This is a genomic window from Sporosarcina sp. P12(2017) (assembly GCF_002743035.1).
GTDB lineage: Bacteria > Bacillota > Bacilli > Bacillales_A > Planococcaceae > Sporosarcina > Sporosarcina ureae.
This window is the reverse complement of sequence record NZ_PDYL01000019.1, coordinates 1-17,343: the sequence shown is the minus strand read 5'-3', so window position 1 is coordinate 17,343 and position 17,343 is coordinate 1. Positions and strand designations below refer to the sequence as shown.

The following is a 17,343-nucleotide window of genomic DNA, read 5'->3' as shown; positions in this document are numbered from 1 at the left end:
AAAGTTTAAGGTAATGGAATTTTGAAAAGGAAAGTAAACACAAAATATAAAGCAAAAGGCAGTAGTATAGATGTTGCGATCAAGACTGGAATCTTCCGAATTCCAAATAACCATTGCCCGATAAAAAGGAATATGATGGTCGAGATAATGAACCCCGCAAAAAAGAACAAAGCAATATAACCAATTAGCAAAAGAATGAAGAAAACAACTCCAAAAATCATCTTTCCGCTAATCGTTATTATTTCTGTACTGCGTTTGAACCTCAGAATTGCGGTCAAAAGTAAGAATACAGCTGTAATCATCAATAGAAGAAATACTAATTTCGGAAAGAAATCCGGTCCATATTTAGTCGTAGAATCAACTGCTAACTTGGCTGAATAAAAATAACCGATCACAGAAAACAACAATAGAACGATACCTGTAGAAATGTCACTAACTTCTTTTTTCATAGATTCCATACCACCTATGTCGTGTTATTTTAATTTAACGACTGAATTACTTTTGCATTTTTTTCGTTTTCAACTAATACTTTCTCTTTGAATTCATTAGAATTTAGGTATTTAATTGGAAGTCCTGCGTTTTCAAATTGTTCTTTAACTTTGTCTTCTTCCAATGCATTCTTGATGGCGCCGTCCAAAGTATCTACAATTTCTTTAGGGGTATCCTTAGGTGCCATAAAACCAAACCACGCGCCCTGACCGATTAATTCATAACCCAATTCTTTGAATGTAGGAACGTCAGGCAAGCTTTCCAATCTTTCATCTGTAGTAACCGCTAGAATTTTGAGTGCATTATTTTCAGCGTGAGGTATAATCTCAGAAATAGTATTTACAGCCGCAGTGATATGATTTCCAAGTAGCGCACTAACTGCTTCTGCCCCTCCATCGAACGGGACATGCTCCATTTCCACATCCGGAAGTTGGTTCAAAAAGTCAGAGGTAACAACATGTTGGTGCAACCCAGCTCCTGTAGTGCCATAGGTTGCATTACCAGGTTTCTCTTTTGCAAATTCCAATAAATCGTCTAAAGAATTAATACCTGAGTCTGAATTAACAGCTATGCCATATGGTGCTTCGGAAATTTGTGATATCGGATAAAAATCTTCCGATACGTTATATCCCACTTCATTTGCATTTGGTGTCAAAGTAGATGGACCTACAGCTGTCAAAATAATAGTATAGCCATCTGGTTTAGAGCCTTTTAGTGAGTTCATACCTGTCGCACCAGCTGCTCCAGGCTTAGATACAACATTGACTGTTTCTCCAAGTTGGTCTTGAAGGGATTGGGCGATCAAGCGTGCTTGTACATCCGCACTACCTCCTGGGCCGTATGGTATCATCAAATTAATTGGACGTTTCGGGAAATCCGAACCACCCTTTGAAGCGCTTTCATTTCCCGCCTCTTTAGTACAAGCAGTAAGAATAACAAGTGCCAATGCAAGGAATAGCACTGTGAACCTTTTACTATTTTTCATCAAATATTTCCCCCTTATTTTCATTTTTAGTTTAATTTTCTACTTTCTTCGCCATAAATTATGCACTGAGCATTCAGAAGATTTAAACATAGTGCTATACTATATCTATACCTTATAAATGTAAAATATATATCAAGTGTATACTATATACTCTTTTCATATATAGAAATAAAGGAGATTGCTGAATATGAATATTCAAAAACTAAAATATTTTATAGCAGTCGTCGAGTACGGAACTATTTCAAAGGCTGCCGTAGCACTTAATATCACACAACCTCCGTTAAGTGCATCCATTAAAAGCTTCGAAGAAGAACTCGGCGTTGATTTATTCAATAGAGTTGGAAAAAGGATGTATCTTAATACTACCGGTGAGTTGTTGTATGAACGCGGGAAAGAATTATTAGCCTCTACAGAAATCATTACTCAAGAAATTAACGAACACCACCAAGGCCAACGAGGTCATGTCACAATAGGTTGTTCAACCATTGCTAATCTCACTATTATTCCTGATGTCGTCCATTATTTTAATGAACACGACATTCCTATAACCGTTCATGTCAAAGAAGGGAATGCCGCTTATATTTTAGATCAAATTCGTCACCACAAAATGGATATAGGTATATTACGTAATGTGTTCAATAAAGAAGATCTACATGCAACAGCTTTACTATCGGAGCGATTGTTAGTCGCCCTCCCTCCATCTCATCCTTTAGCCAAAAACAAATCAGTTACATTGGAAGAATTAAAAGACGAAAAGTTCTTTTTGCAACATACAACTTTTGGTCATGGAATCTCTGACGATATCTTGGAAGAATGTCATCTTCGTGGATTTAGCCCTAACGTTATTTATTGGGGAACCGAAACACTACCTATGCTTAGTATGGTAAAGAGAGGCATGGGTATAGCTTTTTGCCCGGAAGCCTTTTCGAAATTAGAGGGATTTGATCCGCCTCCACTTTTAGAGTTATCTGATCCCATTATTCATACAAAATTGAATTTGGTCATATCAAAAAAAAGCGTAAAGAAAGCGGCAACAGAACATTTCATTGAAGTTACAAAAGAAATTTTAAAGGGTTTGGATATTCATTAAATAACTTTTATGTTAAACGTATGTAAAATCTATCAAAAAAGCCTAGATATACAGCCTCCCTTTAGGGCGATAGTCCAATAATGAAAAGAGCAACCAAATAAAACCATCCAAAATATCCGCAATCCCCTGAAACAGAATCGGCCCTGAAGTACTCAACGAAGGCATCAAATTAATAAAACGATTTTCTGAACTCGACCATCGCCATTCATTCAAATTCACCTACTCCCATGAGGCAGTGAGTACTACCTACAGCAAGAAAATATGACGGCAACTGACAAGATGGAGAAAGTATCGAAATTTGATGCGAACTATTTAGATGCTGTTGGTTTCCTTAGAGTGCCTAATCATATTTCATTGTGGGATTCTCTATTGATCATTCGATAGCGGATATACTAGGCACGGAAATATGTTGTGATAAACAATATTCAACAAACAGGCATTTTTGATTGTATTCGTATCAACTCGTGTATACTAAACTCAAAATTGAAAAGGAGCGAAACGAATGATTAATAAAATTGGTCAAATTATGTTGTATGTACAAAATCAAGATGAGGCTGTGGATTTTTGGACGGAAAAGGTTGGATTTACTGTGATTTCAGATGAAGATAACGGTCAAGGAATGAGATGGATTGAAATAGCTCCCACAAAAGAAGCTGAAACCAGTATGATCCTTCACAACAAGGGAATGATTGCTGACATGCAGCCAGAATTGAATCTTGGTACTCCTTCTTTACTGTTTTTCACAGATGATCTCGAAAAGTTACATAGCACCCTGTCAAATGAAAATGTCACAGTCGGGGAAATGGTCAATATGCCTTCGGGAAGGGTATTTAATTTTGCCGATAGCGAACAAAATTATTTTGCGGTTATGGAAAAGAGTAAATAACTAATAGTAGCGTGTGGCATAAAAAGTAATATTCTTGGAATTACATCAATTAATTTACTTGGTAACCTAGTGCATGTAAGGAGTTAGTCTTAAAGCACTCACTTAGTTGATCGGAGCGAAAGCCATAACGAAGAACCATTTTTTCAGTTGGGGTGTGGTGAATCTCCCTCCGGAGCGCGGATGCAGTCAACCTTCATCGTTATTCAAAAAAATCTACACATTATAGAACAAAAAACGCCATGGCATCTATAAACCACGGCGTTTTATTTCTTCTTCAAGTAGTTGAATAAATTCTGGTTCTACACGTATTTCTTCTGTGCTTTCATAGGCTTCGAGCAATGCAGCGTTTGATAATTTTAGCATAAGGCACCTGCTTTCTTGTTTATGAACTTCGTTTGCTTACCATACCCCTTACATAAAGCATTTAAACTTTTTGGTGAACTTGTGGTGTACGTTTTTTTGCAGTGGAGTTGTTGCTCACCGCCCCACCCACCGGAACATGTCTGGTTGGCACGCTGATTCATGTTTTTAAAGACTCTCCCTTTAACTAACACTCTCCCAGAATACCATGAATGTACTAAAATATGACATAAATGTTGTCAATTCTAGTAAATATAATGGTATAATATAACTTATTATTCATTGTATTCAGAGGAGGTGTTTAAAATCATAAATGTAAGCGATACAAATAGGAGAACGGAACCTATTAAAGGCATGGAATCCTTACTAGTAGGTCATGTGGTGTATACGTACACAGATAGTAACAAGTATATAGAACATGCTACCTCCTATGTAGCGGAAGGGCTGGATAAAGACCACACTATTTTGTATGTAGATCAGCCACAATTTTTTGCTTCCGTTAAAGAAAATCTTAGAAATGCCGGTTATACGGAAGAGCAAGTGGATACCGTTTATTTTATTGATACCGACATTGCATACGAAACGCACGAAAATTTTAATGCTGAGCATGTTTTAAAGAATTTAAATGATTTTTTTGATTCTCATGTAATAGAAGGAAGCGTACTTCGCGTGTGGGGATTGGCGACATGGCGGCTTCAGAGTAAAAAAACGTTAATTCCTTGTATCGCATTACACGAACAGAACTTTGACGATTTTTTCTCTAGAGTAGCGAACATCGCAAAGAATTACATTATTGTGTGTGCATATGAAGGTTTATCTTTATCTGGTTCACTCTTAATTGAACTTTTGCAAACCCATGAATACCATATGACGGATACCGATTTCTCACCTTCGCATTTATACAAAAAAGGCCCTGTTCATTATACAGGGATTGCAAAACAACTGCAATTTGAAAATGAACTACGAAACCATGATACACGTCGAGATAAATTAGACATCACCGGAAAATTAGCTTCTATCATTGCTCATGAACTTCGCAACTCTCTTACGGTCGTTCAAGGTCGTTTACAATTGTTGGATCTCACTGCGAGTGATCGTAGTGAAGCTAGTCAAGCACAATTTGATGGTATCAAAAAAGGATTAACAGAAATAGAACAAACAGCATCTAAATTTTTATCCTTAGCTGAAACGCATGTAGTCAATCAAAAGGTGATCAATATTTCGGAATTAATCGAAGTGGTTAAGGTGCGGATGGAATCGGATATGGGCAAGAAAGCCATCGACATGCATGTAAAATCGGATAATACCCAAATGACCATTTTTGGTGATGAATTAAAAATCAGACAAGTATTTATTAATTTAATCAAAAATGCGGTGGAGGCTATGGAAACTGGTACGATCACGCTTCATGTGAAAGACGATCAGGATGACGTGACTATTGATGTTTCCGATAATGGTCCAGGTATCCCTGATGAAATCCTAAGTCAAATAGGTGATCCATTCATGTCTTCAAAAGTGGATGGAACAGGGTTAGGATTGTTGATTTGCGAAAAAATCATTCGAGATCATAATGGAAACTTGTTACTAAATACGGAGGTTGGTAAAGGGACGACCTTTACAGTTAGTTTGCCGAAATTCTAACTAGGCTTACACCGTTGCATACTCCCCCTGTTTTAATACTTTCACTTAGATGATTGGAACGAAAAGAAGCTGAAGCCATTTCGGGCTCCAACTTCTTTTTATTTTGGGTTTTTTAAAACCTGTATAGATCTAGTTCGTTCAAATAATGACATTCAACAGAATACTTAACGAGATAATACTCAGCAACGTAGATATTAACGTAATCATGGAAACGAGTTCCGGCTCGGTATCAAATTCAATCGCGTACATAGTCGTCGTGGCCGCTGTAGGCATTGCTGAAATTATGATGAGGACTGTACCTACTAGAGGATCCATTCCTACGAACATGACGAAAACAAACGCAAGTATAGGTGCAATAACCATTTTCAATACTACGCCTGAAATGACTACTTGCCAATTGGGTTTCTTACTGATCACGGACCCTAGTTGCATCCCTAGCATGATCATCATGACAGGAATCGCTGCATCCCCGACCATGGACGTAGTCGACATAATGGATTCCGGCACCGTAATGTTGAAATACTGGAAAACGAAAGCGAAAATCGCGGCATACGTTGTCGGCATTTTAAAGACCATTTTTATGGATCGACCGATGCCACTCGTACTGCGTGACGCATAATACACACCGAAGAAATTATTTTGCAATGATTGTATGACCATAATGAATATGGCATAAGGTAGCGCTTTTTCTCCTAAACTAAATAACACGACCGGCAAACCGTAGTTTCCAGAATTCATGAAACCTGTGGCCAGGATCGAAGCACTCTCTACTTTTTTATTCCATTTAAAGATTTTCGCAATGATTTTGTTGAGTAAAACCATTGCGTAAAAAAGAGCAAACATATAAATCAGGATCGTCATATAGCTCGCATTAAAGTCTGCCTTATATAAGGAAGTAAAGACTAGAGCAGGCGTTAGTATGTAAATCGAAAGAGAAGAAATTGATTTTATGTGTAAGCCTTTGACTCTTTGTAAAATGAACCCCACTATGAATACTGAAATAATCGGTAAAATAACCGTGAAAAATAATCCCATTTATACACCTCTAACGATTCTATCATTACGTGGCTTTTATGAACTACAAAGCCCCCTTATAGATTCAATACTAATCGTAATCCTGTAGATTGTCTCTATGTATGGGATTTTAATTGTACGTACATGTACAAAACTACAAATAAAAGAAGTTACCATTTTTGTATAGGTAACTTCTTTTGCGTTTTGAGTTAATTTGCTACTGGTAAGCTACCGAACATTACGTTCTACGAATCGCAATGGCTTCATCATGTGTTTCATTGATATACTTTGCAATTTCTTCTTGCTCTCCTGCCAATTCAGTCAGCGTCGCATTTAATTCTTCTACTGCTGCTGTACTCTGCTCCACTACCGCGGCAAACTCTACTGTACGTTCACGAATTGTCAATGTGCGTCCTGTAATGATCTCAAATTCATGGATAAATGTAGCTAACTCGTTTTGCAATGCAGACATGACTTGATGTAACATGCCGAATGAAGCACTGGATTCATCCGCCACACTGTTTTGCATCGTCAGTTGCTTCAAGCCTTCTTCTAATTTTCCAACGGCAATCGTATTCGTACTATTCAACTCCACTAAATTCGTATCAATTTTCTGAAGTGTCTCATCTGTCAATCTAGCCAATTTACGAATCTCATCCGCCACTACCGCAAAGCCTTTGCCGTGTTCGCCTGCACGCGCTGCTTCAATCGATGCATTTAACGCCAATAAATTCGTTTGCTCTGTAATTTGTTTAATCGAACTGGCAAATGCATTCGTCTCGTCAATTTTACTAGAAAGAATACCGAATGTATCATTCAAATCTGTAAAGAATTCGGCAAATGTATCGAGACTCTCTTTCAAACGAGCCATTTGTGCAGTTCCAGTCTCCGCTTTACTACCTGCGTCGTTTGTTTTGGCACCCAGTTCACCAAGCCCTGTCGAAATCTCTTGAATCGCTTCATATGTCTGCTCCGCATTTTCCGCAATCTCCGAAATATGATCCGCCTGATGTTGGCTGCCTGAACTCACTTCATTGACCGCCTCTAACATTTCACGCTGAGAAGTAGTGGATCTGGCCGCATTCGTTTGAATAAATGCTAGGTTAGACGTAATGTTCGTCACCGCTGCATCCAGCTCCTCAAACAGCACTTGTTCTTCTTCGGCTTTCTGCGACGTAAGTGCGAGAAGCTCTTCTACGTGATGAAAGACACGATCATTCTGTCTGACTAATAAAAACAAGCAAAGTGCTGTGAGAAAGTGCAGTAGAAGTAAATTAGAACCGCTTCCAATAATAATCTCAGGTGATATGAAATATTTATTGTTCACGAGTAATGCAAGTAGACTCAATACGTAGGCAAATCCAATAATACGCATTTTCCCATGAACGGCACCTAACACTAAAACCAGATAGATTACGCCAATCGTCCCTAAGTTAGCATTCGAGAATAGAATCAGACTCATGGAAATGCTGAAAGTTAAAAAGACTAAGATGTATGGAAATTGTTTCGCAATGAAAGTGGATGTATTCATAAATACGTAAAAAAGGATGGCCACGACGAACGGAATGGCAACCGATGTAATAATAATCGCCGACGACTGAAGAAGGATTTGAGCAAGGAGTCCAAGTCCCGCAGCCAGTCCAAAGCTAAGCGCCATAATTTTGTTTTTGTTCATCCAATCTGTGTGTTTGAGTTCTTCTATTTTCATCTTTCATTCTCCTTTGGAGGCGATAGCCTAGGAGGGTTATGGAATACCCTTATGTATAAGGTATCATTTTGAATTATCTAAATATATAGGTATTTTGATTCAATTATATTTATATAATGTTTCAGTAGAAGAGGTGGCAAAGGTTTTTTCAATCCTACCACTTGGTTATCAACCTTTCGTACAACGCCCCCAACTCGTCGTCCCCCATCTGCTCTACATAGCTCATCGAATAATTCGAGCGCAAGCAAATTACCAAGATCAGCACGCCGCGTTCTTCTTCGGTCATGCCCCCACCTCCACCCGATACAACACACGCTCTCCTGCTTTCGCGTGCCCCACATACGCTGGGTACGTAATAATCTCTTTCTTATGTTCATACAAACATTCTTCGGCACCGGTTTCCGCAAAGGTCATGTAGTGGATCATCAGTCGATCAGCTCGTGTGATGTTGCGTTGTTGTTCGCGAAATAATTCTTCATGTAGTCGGTAGGCATCCAGTGAATGCTCTGCCAGATAAAAAGCGTACCAGTCATCAGGGCCGTCCATAACAAATAGATTTACTTTGCCGATATTCAAGTCGTTTTTCTCCATCAATCGCTTAATTTCCACTTCGTCAAATTCAATTACTTGGAGTTTTTTACTGTCATCCTGAAATGTAACTTCGTCTTTTAGTAAGGCCCAGTAGATGCTGTTGGCTAAGTGTGCTAAGTCCATTTCTAGTGCGTAGTCGAACATGTCTTGAACGGTAATCATTTGTTTTCTCCCCTTTTGTAATAGTCTTTATCGAAGTCATATAGCTTGCCAGTTTCTTTGCTGTAAATGGTCGTAATCGTGCCGGTCGGTCCATTGCGGTGTTTAGCAATTTCAATTTCCATTACATTCGTCGGTTCTTTGTCTCTGTCGTAATAATCTTCACGATGGAGAAGCGCGATGACGTCGGCGTCTTGTTCAATATTTCCAGAGTCACGCAAGTCACTCATGACGGGATGTTTGTCGTGCCGCGTTTCAGACGCTCTTGATAGTTGCGATAAGACGACGACAGGACAGTTGAACTCTTTTGCCATCGCTTTTAATTCATTGCTGATCTGGCCGATTGCTACCGTCTGATTGATTACTTTGCCTTCAGGTCGAATGATTTGTAAGTAATCAATGAATATAATCGGTCGTTTGGTCGGATTCGTTTTGATGATATTCCGTGCTTTTGCTTTAATTTTTCTAACGGTTAACGTGCTTTGATCGTCAATATGAATCCCCCCACCGTTCAAGTGATTCAGCGTGAGTGTCCACCGTTCTTTTTGTGGTTCGGTGAAATATTTATACGGATTGCGCATTCGTAAGCGATTGTATTCACCTGTCGCAGCGATCATTCGGTCAATCATCGATTTACGACTCATTTCAAGTGAGAAGATAATCGGCATATGTCCATCTTTGCTGGCTTGTAGTGCGAAATGGTTAAGCACGTCCGTCTTTCCCATGGATGGCCGAGCCGCGACGATGATGTATTCGCAGCTTTGGAAGCCGTTCAGGATTTTATCCAAATCGCTAAGTCCTGTTGAAATGCCAGGCTTTGTTTCATCCGGTCTGAACGGTCTTTCATATTGTGTGAGTAGATGTTCCGTTAAAGTAGTCGCTTCTCTATCGCTACGGAGTTCTTCCAGTTCCCCTAAGGCATGCAGTACATCATCCGTGCTCCAATCATGCTCAATCGCTTGCTGCAATATCCGTGCCGTTTCTTGCTTTTTCCATTGGTCGATGATCATCTCTTCGTATTCATCAAAACGTACGACATTCGCAAATCGTTTGAGTCCATAGACGTAATTGACTCCTCCGAGCTCGCTCGGTTCTCTTCCAGCCAAAACGGTAATATAATCTACCGGTTTTCCTTCCTGCGCCAATTCCCGCATGACCATGTAGATCATTTGATGAATATGCCCCTGGAAGAATCTCGCTTGCATGTGACTATCGAGAATTAAATAATTTTCTTCAAACATCGCACCTAGTAAGCTTTTTTCAGCAAGTTCGTAACTCATTTGCATTCTCTCCTTTTTCAAAATCTAATGTGGGTGACACATAGGCTTCCAATACAATTGATCGAACCATTTCAATTGGGGCTTCATTCAAATAGTTTTCAAACTTCTCTGCTTTAAATAATGTCGATGGTTGCAAGTAGTGACGAAATTGTGGGTGATGGAGCCATTGCGCCACCTTCGTATCGATCACTAGTTTGAAATCGTCCAGTGTGTAGCCTTCTTCGATACGCTCATGGAGAAGATCCCTCGTCGTATTCGTATTGTCCTTGAATCGCTTGAAAGCTTTTTGGTTTAAATACTCAATGACAGAAGAAATAGTTGCGAGATCCTTCTCGCTATATCTTTTTTTCTTTGTAGTGTGTTTAAGTTCTTTGGTTATTGCTGGGAGCAAAACGTTCTCCTCAGACAGACGTTTTTGTTCGACTCTATCGACCATTTCTGTTCGCTCGAATGGTACAAATTCGCCGCACGTCTGTGACAGCTTTTCGTAATCAATTCGATACCATTTCGTACGATCCATTGGCATTTTATTGTAAGCAGAAGTAATGATCAGTTGGTCTGTTTCCAATTTTTTCACTAACCTCTTTACCACATGCATCCTCCAACACGGGAATTCATGCGTCCACTCTTCATACGTGTTATACACCCATCTATGGCCTTCGTTATGATTTTTAGATATTTGCAATCGGTAATGCAGTTGCTGTAGAAACAACGCTTCATTCGTACCCACTATTGCCGCAAACTGTGGTGAAAATGGTATTTTGATATCTCGGCTATTTTGTTTCATTATTCTGTGCCTCCTGTTTAGTTGCTTGATGATTTGTTCTTTCATTAGTCATATAGAAGAATTATTCAAAAAGGATACTGGTTTTTTATTTTTATTTTTATAAAGTTGAAAATTGCACACAAAAAAAGAAGTTACGGCTCGTGTTTTGAGCTGTAACTTCTTTTCGTGGTGACTTTTTACAACAGACCAATGATAGTACTTTTCATACATGTTCCTTTATGGTCTCGATTGTGAGCCTTACTTCTTCCCCGCAATAATTTCAAAAATAATATTCGCATGATCCGTATTATCTAACAAACCTGTAAAGCGCTCTTTAGACGGTCCATATGCATAAACAGGTACATCTTCACCTGTGTGTCCACCGGTTGTCCAACCCGTATAGGAGCGTGTGTCAACAATCTGCTTAATAGCCGTTTCAATATCACTCGCCTCTGTACCTGCAGCTTCGACTGCTTCTATTTCTTTCTGTTCTAACGGCAAACTTTCTTGGTCGATGTAGCGTACCAATGTCTCTTCTACATTGTTCCCGTTTGCGATTTCTTGAGAAATGAAGGCGGGAGTACGTTTCACTGCTTTAATTGCGTCAGCAGACCAATCATATACGCCATCCGCGCCTATGGAAAATCCTCCAGTTGAATGGTCCGCAGTAGCAACTACTAATGTGTGCTCATCTTGTTGCGCAAATTCGATGGCTGTCTTGAATGCTTTCTCGAAGTCTTCCATTTCACTCATCGCACCGACAATATCATTGTCATGTCCTGCCCAGTCGATTTGGCTTCCTTCTACCATGAGGAAAAATCCGTCATCGTTTTTCTTCAATCGCTCAATTGCCGCTTCTGTCATATCTACCAGCGAAGGCGTTTCTGCCGGACGGTCGATCATTTTGGACATGCCGCCATCCGCGAACAATCCAAGTATTTTATCGTACTTATTCTTCAATAATTCTTCTTTCATCGTGACATATCCATATCCATCCAGTTCAAATGAATGCGCATGGCTCAAGTCTTCCCTGACAAAGTGTTTTTTCCCGCCACCGAGAAGGACATCAATTGTATGCTCGCCATTGATGCGTTCATTGTAATAATCATCGGCGATCTCATCCATATTCTTTCTACTTTCATTATGGGCACCGTAAGCTGCAGGAGTAGCATGTGTAATTTCAGAAGTCGCGACAAGGCCTGTCGATTTCCCTGCCTTTTTTGCCGCTTCGAGAACGGTTTCCACGCGCTCTTTCTGTTTATCTACTGCAATTGCGTTATTGTATGTTTTGACACCTGACGACATAGCCGTTGCTGCGGACGCTGAATCTGTAATCGACTCCTCGTCATCATCAGGATACGTCATTTGTTGACCCACTAGATGTTGGTCGAATGCTGTTAACTCTATCTCAGGGGTAGTCGGGTCGTCTTTGAAGTACCGATAAGCTGATGTATAGGAACTTCCCATGCCATCTCCAATCAAGAATATGACGTTCTTGATCTCCGGAGCGTCGTCCTGTTTCACTTCGTCAGCTGAACTCGCTGAATAATTACTTGTCCAGATGGCTCCACCTATTAATGCAGCGGAAAGCGCTACTACGGGCACGATGGTCTTTCTCATCTTCTTCAACAATAAACAACCTCCTGTATTTGTAATCAACTTCCACTCTACTAGAAGATTATTAATATACGGGGAAGGCTGTGTAAATGTTTGGTAAGGAAAGAGTTTTTAAAACATTATAACTCGCCGCGCCCTTTAGTTAAGAACAAGGTTTTTAACCTCCTCCTGTAAAAGCCTTTTTACATAAACTTGTTAATATACTATTAAAAATGTATACTAATTTAAAAAAACGCATATATTTGAATTAGGGAGGTGTTTATATCATGATTTACGAAAAAATGAGCAAGCTTTTTTATAAGTTGGATACCAATTCATTTGAAGAAGAATATTTGAAACGTATCACTAGTTATGGAAGTATGAACACACGATTACCTATTCGTGCATTCAGGAAAGGAAGGCTAGATCGGGAGCATTTTGAACTGTTCTATGTCATGACGCCCGAGCTTATTAAACTGAACAATGAAGCCCTCTTGAATAGTGGCAAAATCCTTTCATTAGTTAGTAAGTTACCTGCATTTGCAGCAGAACCCTACTTCCAGCGCTTGATTATTAATGACGCACAAAGCAATAATGAGATCGAAGGTATTCGCAGTACAAAGAAAGAACTGAGTCATGTGCTACAACGCTTACAAGAACCTAACCCAAAAATGAAACGTTTTACGGGTATGATGAAAACCTATATGCATATTGAAGATATTGGTCCTTTTCGTACACTAGAGGATTTCCAAATACTTTACGATAATTTGGTCTCTGATGAAATCTCTATGAAGTATGCACCAGATGGTCGTCTGTTTAGAAAAGACGAAGTGGAAGTGACTGATGGCTCAAGAGTTACTCATGTCGGTTTGCAAACAGAAGTAAAAATAGAAGAAGCTCTCTTTCAACTCATACAGTTTTTACAAGATGATACGCATCCAGAGTTGTTCCGGTATTTAATTGCACATTATTATTATGAATATATTCATCCTTTTTATGATGGTAACGGTAGAACAGGTAGACTGTTGGTTGGTAGTTATCTTGCCAAATATCTGGAGCGCTACTCAGCAGTAACTTTCTCTTACGCTATTAATAAAGATAAAGTAAAGTATTACCAGTCATTAGAAGAAGTTCCTTCCCCTATGAATAAAGGAGAATTGACATTTTATCTAAAAAGTATGTTGGAATTATTAATTGCGGGACAACATAATATAATTGAAGATTTATCAATTAGCGAAGCAAAACTAGTTCGTATACAACTTTTCTTGACGAATGATTCTTGGAATTCGAGTAAAGAGGAGAAAGAAATTCTTTTTTACTTACTTGTACTGACAGTTTTCGGTTCCAACGAAGATATCTTGGTAAGCCGACTTATTACCCTATCCGGTTATTCACGCTATAAAGTCAAGCAGGCTCTCGATAAAATGGAAGAGGAAGGGATCGTATCACTCCAACAACTTCGTCCAATTTCATACAGTCTGACTTCTAATTTTTCACACGAAACACTAAAGATTTAAAAGGAATTTGAGTATTTATTAGTAAAAATGTTCCGCTAGTTAAAATAATGTTTCATCGTTAAACTAGCGGATTATCTTAATCACTCCACCAGCTACTACCTATACAACAGGCGGTACCGGTTTATTTCGATTCCTAATAAATATCTCCAAAGACCCTGAACCAAAGATGACGCCTGCCACAATAAATACCAACCCGATAAAGTGAGCGGGATAAATGGATTCTCCTAAAAATATACTCGCGCCAATGAGTGCAAAAAATGTATTGAAATTTAAGAAGATGGAAGCGCGTGCAGCACCGATTGTTTGGATGGCGGAATTATACGCCATGTGACCCACGGCGGTCGCGATTAAGGCCGAGAATAGGAATACGCCCCATACAGTGGGTGTTCCTTTACTTAATTCAGCAAAGCCGCCTGGTTCTTTTATCAGTGCGATGATGACTAAAATGATGGAACCGACCAACATCATATATCCTGTCAGTAGTCTTGCATCCATTGTTTTGGAAGCTTTTTTAATGAGCATAAAACTTATGGCTTGCGACAAAATCGATAGGAAGATTTCAACGTCTCCGAATGAAGTTTTGCCTAATGTCCCACTACCTCCAAGCACTACGATACTGACCCCTACCCCACCGAACAGAAAGCCCATAGCACGTACACCCGTAATTTTTTCTTTCAAAATGAACACAGCTAACGTCGCTGTCAATAGCGGTCCAAGTCCTAGAATTAATCCTCCGTTAGCAGCACTCGTTCTGGAGAGTCCTTCCGCTAGAAAATAATGATGCAACACGACATTGGTCGCGGCACCCCCGACGATATATAGCCACTCCCTATTTCTAGGCAAGCGAATTTTCTTCAGGAAAAACAAAATGATAAACACTAATACGGCAGCTGATAGAATACGCATCGACGTCATCGTAATCGGATCGAAATAGGTCACGAGATACTTGAGAGCGGATACGTTAATTCCCCATGTGAACATGACAAGTACCAATGTGATAATTACTTTTAGATCTTTCATAGTCCACTAGCCCTCTCTTCAAAATATTTTCTTATTGGCTAATTATAGAAGGTATGCCTCTAAAGTCAATGTCCCACAATTCGCACTTCCCTCCCGCACCCCATTATGTGTATACTGAATCATAAAATTAGTTAACTAATCTATGATTTAGAAAAGGTGGGTTTCTATGATCAAATTACGCGGGCACCATATCTTTTGTTTGCTTGGCTACCGAGGGATGGGCTATTCAGAAGAGTACACGGAAAATATGACGAAGATCCATGATGTGTTACGAGAGCGGCCGGATACGATGATACAGATCATGAAAGGCCCCGATTATTTATGCGCAAAGTTTCCTGAAGGCCAACCGTATCATTGTCAGGATGATGGAATTTATGAACGTGATACGGTAATTTTACGTAAGCTCGGATTGAAGGTCAGCGATGTGCTGCCTTGGCGTGAGGTCGAGAGAAGGATTCGGTTACGTGTCGTGCCCGAGGATATTGTCGTAGTGTGTGAGACCTGTTCTTGGCGTTCGTACGGTTTTTGCCAAGAAGGTGTCGAGGAGATAGTGGAGTCAAGAGGGTTACGGCAAGTTCTTCAGGAAAAATAAACTATTTCAAACAATAGTCCAAGTCGATAGAGCATGATATGATAAGTACATAGAAATGAAAGCGCATTCATACACTTTCATCATGTACTTTATTATAAGGAGGAGATTTTGTTGAATATGTCTCTCCAGCAAAAACAAGAACTCAGTTTGCGGATGACGACTGAACTCCGGCAAGCGATCGAGCTATTACAATTATCGACTTATGATTTGGAGCTATATATACGAGAAAAAGAGTTAGAAAACCCAGTAATTGAAATACAGGAAGCTGAAAGAACGGATTCATTCCAAGAACGGCAGTCCCTAAACTACTCCAGTCAGGAACCGAATTCAACAGAATGGGTGAAGCAACAAGACGTCAGTATGCGTGACCAAATGCTTCGACAAGTCGAGGTCGATTTCAAAGATCCTAAGACGAAACAATTACTGAAGACGTTGATTCATAGTTTAGATGATAACGGCTATTTATGTGCAGATATGCAGTCTGTAGTAGATGTAGAGACCGGTATCGAATTGCTGCAACACATCGGTCCGCCTGGCATAGGTTCTCGAACACTGCAGGAGTGTTTGTTGCTGCAAGTTAGAAGTTGCGAAGCGTGTCCCGAATTAATGGAAACGTTCATATCAGAGTATTTGCCTTATGTGGCCGAACGTAAATGGCAACAGATCGCAAAAGGTATGAATATTACGATGGCGCACGTAAACGAATTGCATGAATTCCTGCTGACGCTGCATCCGAGACCTTGTCCAGAGCTCGGTCACAGCGAAACGGAATTCATGATGCCTGACGTGATCGTAGAGGAAAAGCACGGGAAGTTGTCGTTTCATTTAAATGACCGAGATCTTCCGAAAATCGGACTGCGCAAGGAGTATGTATCTTCTCTTAAAGGTACATCTGAACTGTCTTCCTATTTGCGCGACTATCATAAACAAGCGCAATGGTTGCTAACGAGTATCGAACAGCGACGCCAGACGATTATTCGTATTGTGACGGACCTTCTCGAAAAACAGGACGCGTTTTTTCGCCAAGGAAGAAAAGCTCTGCAGCCGATGACGATGAAAGAAGTGGCGGACAGTATTGACATGCATGAGTCGACCATTAGCCGTACCGTTTCCAATAAAGTAATCCAAACACCTGCCGGCACGTTCGACATGCGCTCATTATTCACATCCAAACTGGCCGCACAGGATGGCGACAGTGTGTCGCAATCCACTGTAAAAGCATCGATCCAGTCACTGATTGCGAAAGAGGATAAACGTAAGCCCTTATCCGATCAAAAGATTGTGGATTTACTCTTGAAAGAACAAGGGATCACTATTTCGCGCAGGACGGTTAGTAAGTACCGGGAAGAACTTCACATCCTGTCGTCTAGTAAGCGGAAATCGATTTTATAGAATGTACACTTTTATGCGCGCGTTATTTCTTAGGTACGTGCTCTATGACCTCTATAACGAAAGAGGCTGGGACATAACTATCTCACCTCGTTTCCCTGCACTCCGAAAGGCACGCTTTCCGAGGGGCGTGGCTTGAGCCCATAGCTGTCAACTTAAGAAATAGGTGTACTTCTTTCAAAAAGATGGTAAAGATACATACCATCATTTTTGAAAGGAGTTCTTTTTATGTCTATCAACCATCATTTTGACATGCTTGA

18 protein-coding genes are annotated in these 17,343 nt (G+C 39.9%); 6 read left to right on the top strand and 12 right to left on the bottom strand.

Features of this window, described 5'->3' with window-relative positions; translation table 11 throughout:
* Positions 1-5: 5 nt before the first annotated feature.
* Both CSV80_RS14320 and CSV80_RS14315 read right to left on the bottom strand, forming a co-directional pair.
* Positions 6-449, bottom strand: coding sequence for a tripartite tricarboxylate transporter TctB family protein (locus CSV80_RS14320; RefSeq protein ID WP_158231920.1), 444 nt, complete (start codon positions 447-449; stop codon positions 6-8).
* A gap of 29 nt (positions 450-478) precedes the next feature.
* A complete protein-coding gene (locus CSV80_RS14315; protein WP_158231919.1) occupies positions 479-1,474 on the bottom strand; it encodes a Bug family tripartite tricarboxylate transporter substrate binding protein in 996 nt (331 codons plus the stop codon).
* A gap of 187 nt (positions 1,475-1,661) precedes the next feature.
* On the opposite strand from CSV80_RS14315, the gene CSV80_RS14310 reads away from it, so the two are divergent.
* Positions 1,662-2,564 (top strand): LysR family transcriptional regulator, encoded by a 903-nt coding sequence (locus CSV80_RS14310; RefSeq protein ID WP_099671360.1) that lies wholly within the window; start codon positions 1,662-1,664, stop codon positions 2,562-2,564.
* A 42-nt stretch (positions 2,565-2,606) separates the two neighbouring features.
* Here the strand turns inward: CSV80_RS14310 and CSV80_RS17565 are convergent, their stop codons facing one another.
* The gene (locus CSV80_RS17565) at positions 2,607-2,777 is read right to left on the bottom strand and encodes a hypothetical protein (protein WP_158231918.1); all 171 of its coding nucleotides are present in this window, start codon (positions 2,775-2,777) and stop codon (positions 2,607-2,609) included.
* Between the two features lie 289 nt (positions 2,778-3,066).
* Here CSV80_RS17565 and CSV80_RS14305 point away from each other — a divergent pair, with 289 nt between their 5' ends.
* Complete coding sequence (locus CSV80_RS14305; protein WP_099671359.1) at positions 3,067-3,450, top strand: VOC family protein; 384 nt, start codon at positions 3,067-3,069, stop codon at positions 3,448-3,450.
* Between the two features lie 246 nt (positions 3,451-3,696).
* On the opposite strand, the gene sda is transcribed toward CSV80_RS14305, so the two are convergent.
* Positions 3,697-3,813, bottom strand: coding sequence for a sporulation histidine kinase inhibitor Sda (gene sda / locus CSV80_RS14300; protein WP_081657949.1), 117 nt, complete (start codon positions 3,811-3,813; stop codon positions 3,697-3,699).
* Positions 3,814-4,191: 378 nt separating this feature from the next.
* Between sda and CSV80_RS14295 the strand changes: the two genes are divergently transcribed.
* Positions 4,192-5,451 (top strand): ATP-binding protein, encoded by a 1,260-nt coding sequence (locus tag CSV80_RS14295; protein WP_158231917.1) that lies wholly within the window; start codon positions 4,192-4,194, stop codon positions 5,449-5,451.
* Between the two features lie 138 nt (positions 5,452-5,589).
* On the opposite strand, the gene CSV80_RS14290 is transcribed toward CSV80_RS14295, so the two are convergent.
* From CSV80_RS14290 to CSV80_RS14265, 7 genes are all read right to left on the bottom strand, one after another.
* Positions 5,590-6,486, bottom strand: a complete 897-nt coding sequence (locus CSV80_RS14290; protein WP_099671357.1) for an AEC family transporter — start codon at positions 6,484-6,486, stop codon at positions 5,590-5,592.
* Between the two features lie 217 nt (positions 6,487-6,703).
* Positions 6,704-8,173, bottom strand: a complete 1,470-nt coding sequence (locus tag CSV80_RS14285) for a methyl-accepting chemotaxis protein (RefSeq protein WP_099671356.1) — start codon at positions 8,171-8,173, stop codon at positions 6,704-6,706.
* 154 nt (positions 8,174-8,327) lie between these two features.
* Positions 8,328-8,459 carry a hypothetical protein gene (locus CSV80_RS18075; RefSeq protein WP_255407663.1) on the bottom strand — a complete coding sequence of 44 codons (132 nt, stop codon included), beginning with the start codon at positions 8,457-8,459 and terminating at the stop codon, positions 8,328-8,330.
* Entirely contained in the window at positions 8,456-8,926 is a 471-nt protein-coding gene (locus CSV80_RS14280; protein ID WP_099671355.1) for a hypothetical protein, read from the bottom strand. Before CSV80_RS14280 ends, CSV80_RS18075 begins: the two co-directional genes overlap by 4 nt.
* Complete coding sequence (locus tag CSV80_RS14275; protein ID WP_158231916.1) at positions 8,923-10,203, bottom strand: replicative DNA helicase; 1,281 nt, start codon at positions 10,201-10,203, stop codon at positions 8,923-8,925. Before CSV80_RS14275 ends, CSV80_RS14280 begins: the two co-directional genes overlap by 4 nt.
* Positions 10,184-10,990: a conserved phage C-terminal domain-containing protein gene (locus CSV80_RS14270; RefSeq protein ID WP_158231915.1), complete on the bottom strand. Its 807-nt coding sequence runs from the start codon at positions 10,988-10,990 to the stop codon at positions 10,184-10,186. Before CSV80_RS14270 ends, CSV80_RS14275 begins: the two co-directional genes overlap by 20 nt.
* 237 nt (positions 10,991-11,227) lie before the next feature.
* A complete protein-coding gene (locus CSV80_RS14265; protein ID WP_099671433.1) occupies positions 11,228-12,589 on the bottom strand; it encodes an alkaline phosphatase in 1,362 nt (453 codons plus the stop codon).
* 263 nt (positions 12,590-12,852) lie between these two features.
* On the opposite strand from CSV80_RS14265, the gene CSV80_RS14260 reads away from it, so the two are divergent.
* Positions 12,853-14,082: a Fic family protein gene (locus tag CSV80_RS14260; protein WP_099671352.1), complete on the top strand. Its 1,230-nt coding sequence runs from the start codon at positions 12,853-12,855 to the stop codon at positions 14,080-14,082.
* 99 nt (positions 14,083-14,181) lie between these two features.
* Here the strand turns inward: CSV80_RS14260 and CSV80_RS14255 are convergent, their stop codons facing one another.
* Entirely contained in the window at positions 14,182-15,102 is a 921-nt protein-coding gene (locus CSV80_RS14255) for a DMT family transporter (RefSeq protein WP_099671351.1), read from the bottom strand.
* Positions 15,103-15,268: 166 nt separating this feature from the next.
* Here CSV80_RS14255 and CSV80_RS14250 point away from each other — a divergent pair, with 166 nt between their 5' ends.
* Entirely contained in the window at positions 15,269-15,694 is a 426-nt protein-coding gene (locus CSV80_RS14250; protein WP_099671350.1) for a DUF1284 domain-containing protein, read from the top strand.
* Between the two features lie 117 nt (positions 15,695-15,811).
* On the top strand, positions 15,812-17,086 hold the full coding sequence (gene rpoN / locus CSV80_RS14245; protein WP_099671432.1) for an RNA polymerase factor sigma-54: 1,275 nt from the start codon (positions 15,812-15,814) through the stop codon (positions 17,084-17,086).
* Positions 17,087-17,343 lie beyond the last annotated feature (257 nt).

Bases quoted from the DNA above. Each gene is read 5' to 3' on its own strand.
- CSV80_RS14320 (WP_158231920.1), bottom strand. From the start codon at position 449: ATGAAAAAAGAAGTTAGTGACATTTCTACAGGTATCGTTCTATTGTTG.
- CSV80_RS18075 (WP_255407663.1), bottom strand. From the start codon at position 8,459: ATGACCGAAGAAGAACGCGGCGTGCTGATCTTGGTAATTTGCTTGCGC.
- CSV80_RS14290 (WP_099671357.1), bottom strand. From the start codon at position 6,486: ATGGGATTATTTTTCACGGTTATTTTACCGATTATTTCAGTATTCATA.
- CSV80_RS14315 (WP_158231919.1), bottom strand. From the start codon at position 1,474: ATGAAAAATAGTAAAAGGTTCACAGTGCTATTCCTTGCATTGGCACTT.
- CSV80_RS14265 (WP_099671433.1), bottom strand. From the start codon at position 12,589: ATGAGAAAGACCATCGTGCCCGTAGTAGCGCTTTCCGCTGCATTAATA.
- CSV80_RS14275 (WP_158231916.1), bottom strand. From the start codon at position 10,203: ATGAGTTACGAACTTGCTGAAAAAAGCTTACTAGGTGCGATGTTTGAA.
- CSV80_RS14305 (WP_099671359.1), top strand. From the start codon at position 3,067: ATGATTAATAAAATTGGTCAAATTATGTTGTATGTACAAAATCAAGAT.
- CSV80_RS14250 (WP_099671350.1), top strand. From the start codon at position 15,269: ATGATCAAATTACGCGGGCACCATATCTTTTGTTTGCTTGGCTACCGA.
- CSV80_RS14270 (WP_158231915.1), bottom strand. From the start codon at position 10,990: ATGAAACAAAATAGCCGAGATATCAAAATACCATTTTCACCACAGTTT.
- CSV80_RS14310 (WP_099671360.1), top strand. From the start codon at position 1,662: ATGAATATTCAAAAACTAAAATATTTTATAGCAGTCGTCGAGTACGGA.
- CSV80_RS14255 (WP_099671351.1), bottom strand. From the start codon at position 15,102: ATGAAAGATCTAAAAGTAATTATCACATTGGTACTTGTCATGTTCACA.
- CSV80_RS14285 (WP_099671356.1), bottom strand. From the start codon at position 8,173: ATGAAAATAGAAGAACTCAAACACACAGATTGGATGAACAAAAACAAA.
- sda (WP_081657949.1), bottom strand. From the start codon at position 3,813: ATGCTAAAATTATCAAACGCTGCATTGCTCGAAGCCTATGAAAGCACA.
- CSV80_RS14260 (WP_099671352.1), top strand. From the start codon at position 12,853: ATGATTTACGAAAAAATGAGCAAGCTTTTTTATAAGTTGGATACCAAT.
- rpoN (WP_099671432.1), top strand. From the start codon at position 15,812: ATGTCTCTCCAGCAAAAACAAGAACTCAGTTTGCGGATGACGACTGAA.
- CSV80_RS14280 (WP_099671355.1), bottom strand. From the start codon at position 8,926: ATGATTACCGTTCAAGACATGTTCGACTACGCACTAGAAATGGACTTA.